Source organism: Chitinophagaceae bacterium, assembly GCA_016717285.1.
Lineage (GTDB): Bacteria > Bacteroidota > Bacteroidia > Chitinophagales > UBA10324 > JACCZZ01.
Genome location: JADKFU010000004.1, coordinates 342,332 through 358,114 on the forward strand (window position 1 = coordinate 342,332; position 15,783 = coordinate 358,114).

General features: G+C 42.2%; 10 protein-coding genes. 3 read left to right on the forward strand and 7 right to left on the reverse strand.

Going from position 1 to position 15,783, the window contains the following annotated elements; genetic code table 11:
- Positions 1 to 109: 109 nt before the first annotated feature.
- Positions 110 to 1,759, reverse strand: a complete 1,650-nt coding sequence (locus IPO83_06760; GenBank protein ID MBK9730971.1) for an aryl-sulfate sulfotransferase — start codon at positions 1,757 to 1,759, stop codon at positions 110 to 112.
- Positions 1,760 to 1,997: 238 nt separating this feature from the next.
- Here IPO83_06760 and IPO83_06765 point away from each other — a divergent pair, with 238 nt between their 5' ends.
- The 3 genes from IPO83_06765 to IPO83_06775 are packed head-to-tail and all read left to right on the forward strand — an operon-like array spanning position 1,998 to position 5,814.
- A complete protein-coding gene (locus tag IPO83_06765; GenBank protein MBK9730972.1) occupies positions 1,998 to 3,611 on the forward strand; it encodes a PKD domain-containing protein in 1,614 nt (537 codons plus the stop codon).
- Positions 3,612 to 3,667: 56 nt separating this feature from the next.
- A complete protein-coding gene (locus tag IPO83_06770; protein MBK9730973.1) occupies positions 3,668 to 4,234 on the forward strand; it encodes a sigma-70 family RNA polymerase sigma factor in 567 nt (188 codons plus the stop codon).
- A complete protein-coding gene (locus tag IPO83_06775; GenBank protein MBK9730974.1) occupies positions 4,231 to 5,814 on the forward strand; it encodes a hypothetical protein in 1,584 nt (527 codons plus the stop codon). Before IPO83_06770 ends, IPO83_06775 begins: the two co-directional genes overlap by 4 nt.
- A 57-nt stretch (positions 5,815 to 5,871) precedes the next feature.
- On the opposite strand, the gene IPO83_06780 is transcribed toward IPO83_06775, so the two are convergent.
- From IPO83_06780 to IPO83_06805, 6 genes are all read right to left on the reverse strand, one after another.
- Complete coding sequence (locus tag IPO83_06780) at positions 5,872 to 7,863, reverse strand: dehydrogenase E1 component subunit alpha/beta (GenBank protein ID MBK9730975.1); 1,992 nt, start codon at positions 7,861 to 7,863, stop codon at positions 5,872 to 5,874.
- A gap of 239 nt (positions 7,864 to 8,102) precedes the next feature.
- Positions 8,103 to 10,667 carry a T9SS type A sorting domain-containing protein gene (locus tag IPO83_06785; GenBank protein MBK9730976.1) on the reverse strand — a complete coding sequence of 855 codons (2,565 nt, stop codon included), beginning with the start codon at positions 10,665 to 10,667 and terminating at the stop codon, positions 8,103 to 8,105.
- 78 nt (positions 10,668 to 10,745) lie between these two features.
- Positions 10,746 to 12,221, reverse strand: a complete 1,476-nt coding sequence (locus tag IPO83_06790; protein ID MBK9730977.1) for an SLC13/DASS family transporter — start codon at positions 12,219 to 12,221, stop codon at positions 10,746 to 10,748.
- A gap of 197 nt (positions 12,222 to 12,418) precedes the next feature.
- Positions 12,419 to 13,879: a B12-binding domain-containing radical SAM protein gene (locus tag IPO83_06795; protein ID MBK9730978.1), complete on the reverse strand. Its 1,461-nt coding sequence runs from the start codon at positions 13,877 to 13,879 to the stop codon at positions 12,419 to 12,421.
- Positions 13,879 to 14,832 carry a nucleotidyltransferase domain-containing protein gene (locus tag IPO83_06800; GenBank protein MBK9730979.1) on the reverse strand — a complete coding sequence of 318 codons (954 nt, stop codon included), beginning with the start codon at positions 14,830 to 14,832 and terminating at the stop codon, positions 13,879 to 13,881. Before IPO83_06800 ends, IPO83_06795 begins: the two co-directional genes overlap by 1 nt.
- Positions 14,833 to 15,035: 203 nt before the next feature.
- The gene (locus tag IPO83_06805) at positions 15,036 to 15,698 is read right to left on the reverse strand and encodes a methyltransferase (protein MBK9730980.1); all 663 of its coding nucleotides are present in this window, start codon (positions 15,696 to 15,698) and stop codon (positions 15,036 to 15,038) included.
- Positions 15,699 to 15,783 lie beyond the last annotated feature (85 nt).

Here is a 15,783-nt window from a genome sequence, read left to right on the forward strand (position 1 = left end):
TTAAAATCAGGTTGCAAAACTTTATCAAGAATATAAGTATTTCGATTGTTGTAAAAGTCAACTGCGAATTGCCGAATACAATTAGCGTCCTGTTCACTTACAAATAAGGTTATTGCACCACTGCCCGCGTATTCCAGCTATAAAGCTGCAGCGCATCTTTTACTGAAATTATTACAACACCGGGAGGCAATAAAAGTGAAACCTGATGATCTGTATGTGCTGCTAAAGCAATATTATTTTCTTCATACAGCAATCGTCCTGTAACATCATGAATCTGCAGGCTGGCCTGCTTTAATTCAGCAGGAATATGCAGGTTAAAATTATTCCGGAAAGGATTAGGATAAACAGAAGGATTTTGATCATCCACATCTACATCTGCAATCAATGTGGGAATGGAAGAACAGATATAATTGTCAGGATTCAGTTCAAGTGGTTCACCGGGAGTGAGCACCTGGCCGGCTAATCCGGGATAATCAGCTGCATAGTTGGTGACGCGGAAACAGGAATTCATAAATGGCTGATCGCCTTGTGCAGTATTGCCATTCTGATCAATGGGGTTCACATATTTCCACAGATTATTTCCCTGACTGTCAATTTCTAAAAATGTTCCCGCAGTAGCATTGCAGATCAGTGTATTACCATTCGGCAGCCGCTGCGCGCTACCCATTACCATGGAAAAAAGAGAGGATACCGGGTTTGCCGCATAGATCCAGTTCTGGGCTAATGGCAGATAAGCGGAATCAGCACCCAATGGATAATTATTGTTAACCATTGCAGGAAGTTTAAAAGTTTCCACTGTTGAATAATCGGTACCCGGACGACCTACTCCATTATTGAAGTACAGGATTTCATTATCATCATCGGAAGTCCAGTGCGCGTGATGTTGCTGATACAATTTTCTATCATCAGTAGTACCACGATCATAATTTTCAGGATTGCCCCAACGGTACATCAGATCACCCCCATGACCGGAATTTCCGCCTGCATGTGAAGCAGATTCTTCGAGCGTAGTGCTGTGATCGATTATAAAAATCTCGTTAAGGTTGTGGCAACTGACCATGAGTTGATCAAGTGTTTCATTATAAGACAATCCATTTAAATGCAGCCAATCTGCCTGTTGTGTATTTAACGTGCCGAGATTGATGTCAAGTAACTCCGGATGTTCCGTCACCACACCATAATTTGCTTTGGCGTTATCCACGTCCTGCACCAAATGATCCCATGCACGCCATTGCCAAACGATAATTCCTGAATCAGCACCAACAGGTTGAATCTCCACAATTTTATCGGACCACATTTTGGTTCCCAACGATACGCGTCCGTTTGCCTGCGCATCAGCTTTAGTGTGATATTCCCAGGCGATAGCAAGCACATTTCCGTTAGGTAACTGAATGGCATCGTGATGCTGGCATTGTTCGCTGTCGGAAATTTTGTAGTACCAGAGCAGATTGCTGTTCCAGTCAAATTTTTCTACAATTCCACCCTGACCGCCGCCCATGAACTGACTATTGTTGGTATTGCCACAGCGAAGCAATGTGCCATCTTCAAGCAGATACACAGCAAGTCCGGGATCATAAAAACTTTGCCATTGATGGATTTTTTTTCCGCATTTATCAAGCAGGTAGGTATTGTTGCTGCTTCCGGGTGCGAACAACACATATCCGTCTGCTGTGCCGGGATTGCTATAAAACCAGCCAACTGTTTGTGCATTGCCTGCTATTGAAAAAGCACACAGGCATAAGAGTAAAAATCGTGTCATCGGGTCATTGTTTAAGAATTCAAATGTACAATTCGAGGTTAAATGCGCCTAACACCTGTCTTGAAATTCCTTTCCTATTGATTAATTGACAGATTGATGATGAATTAAACGTATTCTGAAAATATTTTTAGAAACCGGATTGAACAAAGAATTCCCGCATTTAGATTTATATTTATTTTTTCCGTCACCCAACCTTTTCATCTTTTTTATCGTGTTAGCCATTAAATAAATTTAAACCATGAAAACTTTTACCATCATTCCACTGCTCTTAGCCTTGTTAGTCAGCTCGCAAGCGCAAGTCTGTTATGTTGATTTTGCATTTTCACAAAACGCGAGCAACGTTTACTTTGCCAATCTATCTGAACCAATAGACAGTACCACCAGTTTTGTCTGGAGCTTTGGTGATGGCACTTCTTCAACAGACATCAATGCTGAACACTATTACAGCAGTCAGGGAATATATGAGGTTTGTTTATTTATGCAGAATGCAAACGGCTGCGCCGATCAACACTGTGATACGTTGTATGTAGATTCTACAAACACAGTAAGTTGTTTTGCCGGATTTAACTATACAGAAGATGGACTGCAACTCACGTTCAGCAATAGCTCAATTCCGGGTGCGGGACAGATAGCCTGCAGCTGGAATTTTGGTGATGGCAGCACCTCCACCGCATTCGAACCGGTGCATGAATACAGCCAGGCAGGAATGTATCTTGTTTGCCTCCAGATCAGCAGTTTGCTGGGTTGTTCAGATACCTATTGTGAATTTGTAACGGTTACCAATCCCGGCTGTTCGGCATCGTTTACCTTTCAGGCCGCTGGAAGCGAGGTGCAGTTTTATGCCAGCAATGGAAGCGGTGGAACAGGCACTTATAGCTGGAACTTCGGCGACGGAGAAACCTCCAGTCAAGTCAATCCGCTCCACAATTATGCGGCTGCCGGCCTTTATAATGTTTGCCTGCAATACACTGACAGTAATTGTTCTGCAACAGCCTGTGATTCTTTTTACGTAAACAGCGGCGACAGTTGTTACGCAGATTTTTATGCCTATCAATCGTATGCTTCGGTAATTTTTATGTCCTACAATTATGATCCAAGTAAAACGTACTTCTGGGATTTTGGTGACGGAACCTACGCGTCAGATGCATCGGTTTCGCATCAATTTCAGGATGAAGGAATTTATACCGTCTGTCTTGTAGTGTCAGACAGTTCTTGCATGGCCACTTCCTGCCAGTCCATTTATTACTCGCCGGATTCCATCAGCAACAATGGTGGTAGTTGCGAAGCAGCATTTGAAGTAGCAGCTATTGATACCGCAAATTCTACCGTGTGGCTTACAGAGATGTCAACAGGTGCGAACAGTTATCTGTGGAGTTTTGGAGATGGAACTTCCTCAACGGTTCAATATCCATCCCATACTTACGCTCAAAATGGATCCTACCAGGTTTGCCTGAGTATTGAGTGTGACAGTAACAACACATCATCTTATTGTCAATGGATAGGCTTAATGGATTCGCTCGTAAATGGAGGTGTTGACATAACCCGTTCAGGTTTTGTATTGAATGTTAAACCACAAGTTATTTCAGCAATTTCTCCCATTGAAACGCAGAAACTAACTGTATTTCCCAATCCTGTAAATGATGCATTGCAATTCACCTTTCCTGCATCGATTAATGGTATTGCAAATCTTCGTATCCTGAATAGGGTAGGACAGTTGGTTGATCAGAAAAACATTGCAGTGAATGCAGGAGGATTCAATACGGTTGACCTCCGGCACTTGAATTCAGGCATGTACCTGTTACAACTTGTAAGTGACGGAAAAATATTTACCGGCAGCTTTGTAAAGCAATAGGTGCAAAGAAGAAAGGGAGCTGCAGTTGATTTGCAGCTCCTTTTCTTTTGCCTTACATGGAGATCAACGAAGACATACTAAAGAGATGCGGAAAAAATGACCGTAAAGCACAGTACGAATTGTATCGTGTATGCTATCCATTGCTCATGAGCATTTGTAGCCGGTACCATCAAAATGAAATTGACAGTCGAGCTGTGTTGAATGAAGGGTTTCTGAAAATCATTTTGAACCTCAGCAAATATTCAACGCAGGTTCCCTTTAATTTCTGGATAAGAAGAATTATGCTTAACACGATCATTGACCATTTCAGAAAAGAAAAAAATTACATCACCAACACCGCACACGCTGAACATGCTGATTTGCAAGTGGTAGGTGGTCAGGATGTAACACTTCGTGATAACTATGATGCTGAAGCGTTGCTTGATTTGGTGCGCAGGTTACCCAAAGCAACCGGCACCGTGTTTAACATGTTTGCCATTGATGGATATTCTCATTTTGAAATATCGAAACTGCTGGGAATTTCAGAAGGCACTTCGAAATGGCATACGTCAGAGGCACGTAAAAAACTGAGTGCGATGCTGAAAGAAGAAGAACGCTTTACTCTTAAATTAAAAAGCCAATGAGCGCGAAACATCCAATTGATGAGCTGTTCAGGAAGCACCTCGAAGCGCAGGAACCTGAATTTAATGAAGCCTACTGGCAGGAAGCAGTGCAGGTGATAAACAGACATGAAAGAACTTCCCGGATTTCATGGAAGTGGAAATTATTTACACTGGTTGCAGTAAGTGTAATGCTATGTGGTGCCATTGGATATTATTCCGGTCTATATAAAGATGAAGCTAACAAAAACGAATCGCCAACTTCAACAGTTTCTTATCAGGAACAAAAGAAAGCAGGCAATAAACAGTCACACATTATTTCATCTTCCGTGTCAATTGATACTTTGAATCATGAAGCACAGCGTATAGAAAAAGCGAGCATACAACACGCACAATCTGTAATGGAACAAGCAACACCGCTTCAAACGGAGAAGAAAGTTAATGGTTCTGCAGCGGAAGTTTCAGCATCAGGTTATAAGGCCAGTGATTCATCAACAGGTACGAACGAACAGTCACAAAAGAATTACCGTTCGGATAAACAGGAGAAGGCAACTACTACTGACCCTAATAAAGAAACAACTTCGCAAGAAATGCTGTCAGCAGCATTTATGAAAGCGGAAAAAAATGACTCTAATAAAGTATTGGTTGCTTCAATCCATGCAGAGGAGGAACAACTGGATGAAAATAATAAAAACAACTCTTCATCTGTAGCAGATAAAAGGTTGAACCAAAATAATTATACAACATCAAATTATAATCAATTGAATGAGGAATTGAGCAACTCATTCATTCCCTATCTTTCTGTCCCTGAATTCAATCTTTCGTTGACAAAGAAACAGACAGTACCTGTCTCCGCAGGGGCATTTAGTCCATCGACGTTCATGAGAAAAAATCACTGGAGCAAAGTGCGGTCGTTTGAATTATCAGCAACAGGAGGAATGTCGATCATCACTGTTCCCGCTACGAAAAGCAATGAAACAGGTTTTGAATGGAATGCACTTTTGCATTATCGTATTAATAATTGGTTGACAGGAGCAGGCGTTGGACAGTTTGCAGTGAAAGATCATTTCACTGCTACTTTAGATTCCGTGATTGATCAGTCTTTCCTTCAGCAAACCGTGACTGTTGATTCCATGTGGTCGATTGATTCCTTTTTTGTCGTCATTGATTCCATACCGGTGCTGGTGTATGATTCAGTGTTGCATTTTTCTTATGACACTTCGTACCAGCAGATTGTGGCTTACGATACCATAAGCCACAGCGAGGAAGTAAAATCATCCGGTCGTTATTTTGAAATTCCTGTAGTGTTCGGCTACCGTTTCCCGATAGGTAAATTCAGGTTGCAGGTTACTGGAGGAGCTGCCTATGGATGGTACAGTGGCGGTTTGCGATATAGTTTAAATAATGAAGGACAGCTCATCAGTTACCATCCGGGCGCAGTGGTGAGTTTATTAGGAAGAATGACGCTGCAGTATCCTATTCAACAAAAAATATTTTTGCAGGGTTATACCGGAATACGGTATGTGATGGGGCTGAAGAAAGACGTTCCGGAAGAAAATTATTTGCTGTATTCCTTTGGTGTTGGGTTGTTATACAGGTTTTAAGAAAGCAATAATGTAAGCAGTAATTAAAAAAGTACAGCCTGATTTTTCCGGACCTGACTAATATTTCAACATCTTTTCCAACACCTTTCTAAATCTTTCTTTCGGAAGAAAATTATTCTCCAGCGGAATGGCGAATGGAACAGGTGTATCCAAAGATCCGCAACGCATAACCGGAGCGTCAAGATGTTCAAAAAAGTTTTCGGAAATGAAGGCAGCGATTTCTCCGCCGATGCCACCGGTTAAACAATCTTCATGCAGCATGATCACTTTGCCGGTCTTCTTCACGGTAGTAGCAATTGCATCTTTATCAAATGGCAGCAAGGTGCGCAGATCAAGAAGGTCAGCAGAGAAATCCGGATTTTCCTTTTTGCGAAGCGCAATTTCTTCCGCTGCCCAATGAACGCCGGCGCCATACGTGATGATGGATACATCATCACCTTCCTGCACCAGGTTGGCTTTACCTATTTCAACAGTATAATATTCATCCGGCACCATTCCGGAAATACTCCGGTACAATGCTTTGTGCTCGAAGTACATTACAGGATTCGGATCTTCAAATGCTGCCAGCAACAATCCCTTCGCATCGTAAGGCGTTGCAGGATATACTACTTTCAAGCCGGGTGTATGGGTGAACCATGCTTCATTGCTTTGCGAATGAAACGGTCCTGCGCCTACACCTGCTCCTGTTGGCATGCGAATCACCACATCTGCATTTTGTCCCCAGCGGTAATGGATTTTTGCGAGGTTATTGATGATCTGGTTGAAGCCACAGGTCACAAAATCGCCAAACTGCATTTCCACCATTGACTTAAATCCTTTCACTGATAATCCAAGCGCAGCGCCAAGAATGGCTGATTCACAAAGCGGCGTATTTCGCACACGGTCTTTCCCGAAAAGTTGTAGCAATCCGTCCGTGATTTTAAAAACACCACCATAATCTGCTATGTCTTGTCCCATCAAAATCAATTCAGGATGCCTTTCCATTGCCTGCTTCATGCCTTGTGCAATGGCATCAACCAATCTTTTTTCGGAACCGGTTGATGAAGGCGTTGTGATGACCGGTGCATAAGGAGCATACACATCCTGTATCTCCTTTTCCGTATCAATGGTTATTTCCGGTTCGGCAAAAGCTATTTGTAAACCTTCCTCTATTTCAAGCTTAACAGCGTTTCGCACTTCTTCCTTCAAAGCTTCCCCGATAATATTATTTGCAAGCAGGTAATTTTCATAGTTAACAAGCGGATCTTTTTTGGCCCATGTTTCAATCAATTCTTTCGGAACATATTTCACACCACTTGCTTCTTCGTGCCCTCTCATGCGAAAAGTCATGCACTCTACAAGATAAGGCCGTTGATTCTTGATGCAGTAATCACGAACGCCTTTGATAGTATCGTACACTTCCAGAATATTATTTCCATCTATCGTAATGCCTTCCATTCCATATCCAATCGCCCGGTCAGCTAATTTCTCGCATCGGAACTGATCGGAGGAGGGAGTAGATAATCCGTAGCCGTTATTTTCAATTAAGAAGATGACCGGCAAATTCCAGACACTGGCAACATTCAATGCTTCATGAAAATCTCCTTCGCTGGTGCCGCCTTCGCCGGTGAAAGCAAGTGACACCTTGTTTTCTTTGCGTAGCTGATGCGCTAATGAAATGCCATTCGCAATAGTGAGTTGTGGTCCCAGATGAGAGATCATCCCAACGATGTGATGCTCATTGGAGCCGAAATGAAAAGAACGTTCGCGGCCTTTTGAAAAACCGTTTTCATTTCCCTGCCACTGACTAAAGAGTTTTACAAACGGCATGTTGCGCGAGGTGAAAACACCGAGGTTGCGGTGCAATGGCATAATGTATTCATCGGCATCCAAAGCCATGGTTGCGCCAACGGCAATCGCTTCCTGACCGATACCTGAAAACCATTTGGAGATTTTTCCCTGTCGCAGCAGGTTCAACATTTTTTCTTCTATTACCCTTGGCTTTACGAGCGCTTTGTAAAGTGCAACTAATGTATCATTATCGTATTCGTGGCGGTTGAAAGTGATCATAGGATGTTTGATGGAGGCGCAAAGATCGCAATCCATGTGTGAACGGTAAAATTTGGAAGGAAATGTTTTCTTTCGGTTGCAGTCTATGGTTTTAAAAACAACTGCTTACTGATTCACGCAAATATTAAAATAAAAATCGTTGCAATAATCAATACTAACGTGAAAAAGAAAGATTGCGAAAAGGCGCAAAGTTCGAAAGCAAAAAAATTACTACTTGAATCGTCGTTGACTCTTGACATTCATTGAACAACGATTTTTTTCACCACAGACCTTTCTCCGGTTAGCATTTCCAATAAATAAACACCTGCAGCTAAGTTTTTCATATCAAAAACAAACGTATTTTTTCCAGCAATTCCTGTTACGTTTTTCCTGCTGATGATTTTTCCATCATAACCCTGAATAGCAAAAGAAACAACGGATGATGAATTGAGTGTATAATTTATATTCGCATCTCCGTCAGTTAACGGATTGGGAAAAACAGAAAATTCAGCAGCCACATTTTCTGCAACAGTAATTCCCACCAAATCGTCAAGATTCAGTTTATAAACACTTCTTCCATAAGTGCCAACTACCAAAGTGCGTGTGGGTTGATGCAATTTCAAATCCACACAGGCAACGATGGGCATTCCGGTGCCTGCCGTTTGCCAGCTTGTTCCTCCGTTGGTGGTAAAATAAACGCCAACATCTGTAGCGAGATAAAGTGTTTCCTGATAAGCAGGATCAGCAACAATGCAACTGACCGGCACATCCGGAAGATTGGAACCGATGTCACTCCACGTTTGTCCGTCATCATTTGTTTTGTAAACATGATTCGCATTATCATGAAAACGATAACCGGAAAGTGTGACATAAGCAGTGTGTTTATCAAATGGGTCATTCTTCACACAAGTAACCCAGCGTTCAGGCAATCCATTGTCAACTTCATTCCAGCTTGCACCACCATTGAGTGTGTTCCATACTTTTCCATCGTCAGTTCCCGCATAAATGATATCGTCGTCAATCGGGGAAACATCAATAAAAGTAATAGTGCCGAAGATAAGTGTACCTGTACCATCGAGTTGCGTAAGCGCAGGACTTATCGCCGACCATGTATCACCGAAATCAACAGACCTGAAAACATTTTGTGTGCCTGTATAGATCGTATTGTTATTCAGCGGATCAATCGTAAGCGGATAATTCCAGTTGCCGGTTCCGAAAATTCCATAGGTGTAAGAAGGATTCCAGTTATAACCACCATCCGTTGATTTCCAGATGTTGCCATATTGGTAGCCGGCAAGAATGGTGTAACTATCGTTTGGATGTATAAGAGATTGAAATCCATCACCACCAAAAATAGATTGGTAATCATCCGGCAATCCTGAAAGAGTGCGCACTGTACCATTGTCCTGCAAGCCGGCATAAATGTTAGTGGGATTACCATCATCAATCGCAGTACGATAAATTTGGGAAATGGGTATTGTAATATTGTGACTCCAGTTATTACCTCCGTCGGTTGTAACATGCAATCCGCCGTCATTTCCAAGCATTACAAAATTGTGGTTGAGCGGATGAATAGCCACGGCATGCTGATCTACGTGCACTCCGGAAAAAGTGTTTGAATAGGAACTTCCGCCATTCACCGTCTTGTACATATCAAATCCTATCAGGAATAAAATGTTGGGATCGACCGGATCGCATTTCACCCGGCCATACCAGTAGCCTTGTCCACCACCCATGCTGTTTTGAAGAAACTGATCATTCGTCTCCGTCCAGTTTGTTCCGTTGTTAACGGACTTGTAAAGCCCGCCAAAACCATATTGATCATTGATGTAAACACAATACACCACGTTGGGTGATGCATTGCAAAGGTCGATACCGATGCGGCTATACTCAACATTTTGTGGTGGTAATCCATTGGACGCACCAAGTTTAATAAATGTGTTTCCACCATCTGTTGATCTCCAAACACCGCTTTCCACGCCGGCATAATCTTTCGTGTTGGCGCGTCGTGTTCTCATCCAGGTAGCAGCAAAAACGATATCCGGACTATCAGGATTAATCACAACATCAACCACGCCGGTGGAATCATTCACAAATAAAACATTGGTCCATGTTAATCCACCATCAGTTGTTTTGTATAAACCACGATCAGGAGTTGGTCCATATAAATCACCCATCGTAGCCGCGAAAACAATATCAGGATTGGTAGGATGAACAGCGACACGACCGGTAATGTGTGTGCTTTGAAGGCCAACATTCGTCCATGTGGCACCGGCATCAATTGATTTATAAATTCCATTTGCATCATAAGTTAATGAACCGCTGCCACCGTTTGCTTCGCCGGTTCCAACATAAACAACCGACGGATTGGAAGGAGCCACCGCAATATCGCCAATTGACAAAGTGGTTTCATTATCAAATACCGGCAACCAGGTATTGCCACCATCTTTGGTTTTAAAAACGCCACCTGAAGCCGCGCCGAGGTAAGCAGTATTTGCATTGGTGGGATCAAATTCAATATCAACAATCCTTCCGCCGATGTTAACCGGTCCTGCAAATGCCCATTCAGCAATATCCGTTGTTTTTAATGCAAACGCATTTGATCGCGCTTGTTTAAATGAAATGGCTGCAGCATGATGTGCGGCATAATCAATTTTCCCGTAAGGAAAACTGTGTTGGAGAAAGAAATAGTCGTTGTTCTCTGCCGCTTCCATTTCATGTTCAGCATCATTTTCTTTTTTTAAAAGGGGTTGCAGCATGGCCAGTTGTGACAATGCAGTAACAATCAGAAAAAATACTGTTGCGGTTAGCAGAAAATTTTTCATAGCATTAATTTTAACAAGCGCTTTTATTTGAAACTAAATTGTATTCAAATGTCACATTTATAAATCTGCAATTCATGTTTATTTCCAGATCAGCGTACCTATCAAAGCAGAAAATAAAGTGATAATGATAATGCCTGCGAGATCGAGCAAAGAACCTGCGTTGCGCATAGCTCCGCTATTAATTCTGCCGCTTCCAAAAACAATCGTGTTGGGAGCAGTAGCGACGGGCAGCATAAATCCTAATGAAGCAGCCAATGTTGCAGGTACCAGTAACATCAATGGGGAAATGCCCGTTGCTTTTTGAATGGAAATAAGAATGGGCAAAACCAATTGAATACTGGCCACATTGGAGGCGAACTCACTGATGATGCAAACGATTACACAAATGCCGGCGATTACTACGATGGTGTTTGCATGTTCCAGAAAAAGTAATTGGCCTGCCAGCCAGTTGCTCAGGCCTGATTCTTCAAAACCTTTTGCGAGTGCAAAGCCGCTTCCGAACAAAAGAATAATGCCAAACGGAAGTTTTGCCGCTTCTTTCCAACTGAGTAACGTTTGACCTTTTTCATTTTTAGAAGGAACTAAAAAAAGTAAAAATGCCATCGCAATTCCAACCGTGCTGTCGGTAATAAATTTTGCATGGCCACCGAACAACCTGTCCCAACCAGGCATGCTGAAGTTGCCAAAATCTATATCTGTCCGCGTAAACCAAAGCAATGCGGTAATGCCAAAAACAATAGAAACGGTTTTTTCTTCAAAACTCATTTTTCCCAGTTGATTGCGTTCTTTCATGAAGTGAGATTTGTCGAAACGGATATCACTTGTGCCGCGAAGAAACAGCCATTTTAAAATAAAAAATGCTGCAATCAGTAAAAAAAACGAAACCGGCGCGCCTACTAAAAACCACTGGAAGAAACTCATGTTGCCCGCATCCGGATAGGTATCGAGATATGTTTTATAAAATACCATGTTGGGCGGCGTACCTACGAGTGTAGCCATACCACCGATAGAAGCAGCATAAGCAAGTCCGATCAACACCGATTTTGCAAAATGATCTTTGTGCCTGGGCATGAGTGATTGTTCTTCCGCTTCAGCAATCACTGCAAGTACGGCGGAAATCAACATCATGGTAGTTGCAGTGTTGGAGATCCACATGGAAATAAGATAGGCGGTAATCATCACACCGGCCAACAAACTGACCGGACTGTTTCCAAGCCGTGATAATATGCCGAGTGCAATTCTTTTGTGCAGGTTCCATCGTTCAATAGCGAAGGCAAGCAGAAAGCCGCCGATAAAAAGGAAGATGGTTTGATCCATATACTGCGCGGCCACCAATTTTGAGTCGGCAATGCCAAACATTGGAATCAACAGAAAAGGTAAAAAGGCAGTCACGGACAAATGCGTCGCTTCCGTTAACCACCAGATGGCCACCCATGCTGTGATGGCCGCCATTTGTGTGATATGGAAATTGCCCGGCTCAAGATCCACGAACAACAGGATAAGCAGAAAAGTCAACGGACCTGAAAGCAATTTGAGATATTGACTGTTGTTCATGTTGTAATTGCAGATCTGCTGTAAGAGAATGTATTACGCTTGTAAAGACGGTCACGATTTTTTTTCCATCTTCATCAGCAACGAAACATTTTGGCAGGTTGTAAAGATGCAGTTTCGGTTTGAGAAAAATAAAAACGAACACGTGGTTGATTTACGGAAGGTAAATTGCTATTGAAATTTGCAACAGGTTTGCTGTTTTAATTGCGAACAATAAAATTCAGTTTGTAGTAGTTCCACCAACTTAGCGTAATAAAATACGGCAAGAGTACTATGCTTCGCAACTGTTGTTTATTTATTTGAAGGGGCATCCTGAATAAATTCCCAATACTTTCTATTCCCTGTTGCCTCCGGAATAATTTGTGAATATACGTATGCAATTGCCGGTAAAACGCCGGCGAATACGTTCCTTTATACATCATCGCAAGGTCATCAGAATCGGTCCAGTTGGCTTTTACATGAAGCTGCTCCTTTACCTTTTCATAAAATTTAGTGCCGGGCAGCGGATAAGAAACTGAAATGCCGAGATCATGCGGCATGAGCTCGAGCAACATTTTTTTAGTGGCAGCAATGTCTTCTTTGGTTTCGCCCAAATAGCCGAATTGTAAAAAGAACGCCGGCTTGATGTTGTGCTTCTTCAATAGTCTTGTAGCAGTATAGATCTGTTCCACCTGTGTTCCTTTGTCCATGGCGTCCAGTATTTTTTGCGATCCGCTCTCAGCACCTACCCAAATAGTTTCGCAGCCTGCCTTTGCAAGCCATTCAATATTGTTTTCTTCCAGCAACAGATCAACACGGCACTGAATTTTAAATTTGAAATGGAGCTGTTCCTGCTGCACCAGTTCGCTGAACGATTTGATCCAGCCGGGTTTTAATCCAAAGATGTCATCGCAAAACCAGAAATGATCAGGCTTGTATTTTTGCAAGAGCATTTTTATTTCATTCACTACATTTTGTGGCGATCGCGAATTGTACCGGTTGCCATAAATGGGTTTGGCGCACCAGTTACATTTAAACGGACAGCCACGTGTGGTAGTGAGGTTGAGTGAGAAGTATCCGTTTTTCCCGCGCCACTTTTTTTGATAAAGATTCATGTCAACAAGATCCCATGCGGGGAACGGAATGCTGTCGAGGTGCTGCAGCACGTTACGCTTCGATGTGTTGATGATTTCACTTCCTGATAAGAAAGACAAACCGGCAATGTTTTGATTACTGCTGCTTCCGGTAGAAAGTGCCTCCAACAATTCCAGCAAAGTGATTTCCGCTTCCCCTTTGATGATGTAATCCGCACCTTTTCGAAGGTATTCTTCCGCATGATCCGTTGCATCAGAACTGGAAATGATGATCGTGCAACCGTATTGCTTCGCTATGGCAATCATTTCAAATGCGGCTTCGCGCATGTTGGTGAGGCACATCTTGGTGAGGTAGTTGAAACCATCATCATAGATCACAAAGTATGAAGGACGCTCCTTTTCAAAAACAGGAATGATGTCATTCACCGATTGGGCGAAGATGGTGTCGTGCAATGCAACGGAATATCCTTTGTCTCTCAAAACGGCGGCGGCATACAAAGTCGCCAGTGGCGGGTACGGCTGCATCTGCGACAATTGCTTGCGATCGAAAGAAAGAAAATAAGTATTGGAAAGGAGGATGGCAGCCATTACAGCAAAGATATGCCGTGCTTTGCTTCAAACGCTTCGCAATTTTCACGGTATAATTTTAATACCCGAAACTGAAACCCCTGCGGATGGTGTTTTGATACATCTTTGCGCGAGCGCATGTTCACTTCAAATTCTTCTTCATTAAAGCCAGGAAATTTTTTCTTCCAATGATTTACGGTTGCTTTGTAAAAATAACGGTCGAGCCATTCACCTAAAGCAGTATTAAGCAACTTTTCAAAAATCGTTTTTAAGAATCCATCCTTTTTATCCGCCAGCATTTGATTACGCAGTGAAGCATTGGGATAAAAATCCTTTACCCACGAATTCACCGCAATAAATTCTTCATAAAGATTGAAGTTATAGAATGGAATCAACGTGATCATTTCCGTAGCAGTAAAAATATTCTTATCAGGAATTTCAAGGTTTTCAGTGTCAATGAAATAATTAACGCAGAAATATTTTTTCGAATTCAGCAGGAAAATCTTTTTATAAAGAATAAGCAGTGAACGGCACACCCACAAACGATTGGGTGCGGTGATGATGAAAAAGTCGATGTCAGTGCTTTCATCAAAATAGTTTTTCGATAATGAACCTGACACACAAACACTTCGCACATAGGGAAATCGTGCGATCAACGAAGCTCTTCCGGCAGCTTTATTCATCATTTGAGCGGCCATCTGATTGCCTCTTTTTCTGCGGAGTATCAGTTGCTGATCGTCCTTTAAGAGGTAAAATCCATCACAATAAAAGACACATTCCTGTTCACACAATGACTGAAGGCGGTCTGTAAGTTCTTGCTCATTGCAGCCTGTCTGCCGGCAATGGTAAAGAATTTCTGAAACGGTTAAAGGATAGCGGAACAAGTCGTAATACAACAATACTTTCAGTGCAGAGGCCGTAAGTGATGCAGCAGCAACAGCATCATTTTCAGCAATGTTGGCGGTGGCGGACAATAGGTCGCTTTTTGAGGTATTGTGAAAGAATTACATGGAAAAATTGAATCGCAAATTTAACATTACAAAGTGCCGTGCATCTAAAACTGTAAGATGGAAAATTAAGGAATTGCATAAACACTTTCATAACGAAAAAAGTCAAACGCTTGTCATTTTGAGTAGGTAGCATCAGATCAATACAGATTATCCCACTTCTAAAAAATTCAATTCTTAACTACTTCAAAAATATAATTCGATTCTCCCCAGAACTTTTTACAGCTCGCTTCCTGCATCCTGAATTTATTTGCACGTGCAATGCTTTCAATCCGAACCAAATCGCATTCCTCTGACAACACCATAAATAAGTTTGTTGCAGCATGCATGAACGGGGCAAGCTCTGAAAATAATTTTTCAAAATATTCAAAGTGCTCTCCGCAATACCAGGCAAGAGCCGCATCGGAGCCCGGCTGCTTTGGATAGTATGGTGGATTGATCACAATGAAATCAAAGGTGCAAACCGGAAGGGTATCGAAAAGATCACTGTGAACTACTTCAACATTTGAATGGAGCAATGATTTATTCAGCAAGAGATTTTCAATTGCCTTTGTACCAAGATCTGATGCGGTAACTTTTGCACCGTGCTGTTCAACAATAAAAGAAAGCATGCCTGTTCCTGCACCGAGTTCGAGCACTGACTTTTTATCCAGATTAAATTGCAACAAATGTTGTATCAGGTATTTACTGCTGAAATAAAAACCCGGATGAAAAACTCCCGGAAGCACCTGGATAGAAATGTTTGCATAGCGATATGTCCGCTGCTTTGAAAGGTATCTTTCGAGCCACGGCCGGAAGGCATACCGCGCAATAAATCCGGGAAGTGATTTCATGAAAAGTTAATTCCGAAAGGTAGCCGTTTCAGTAAAGCCACCACAAGTTTTTATGCGCAAATATTTTCCGGTATTCAATATTGAT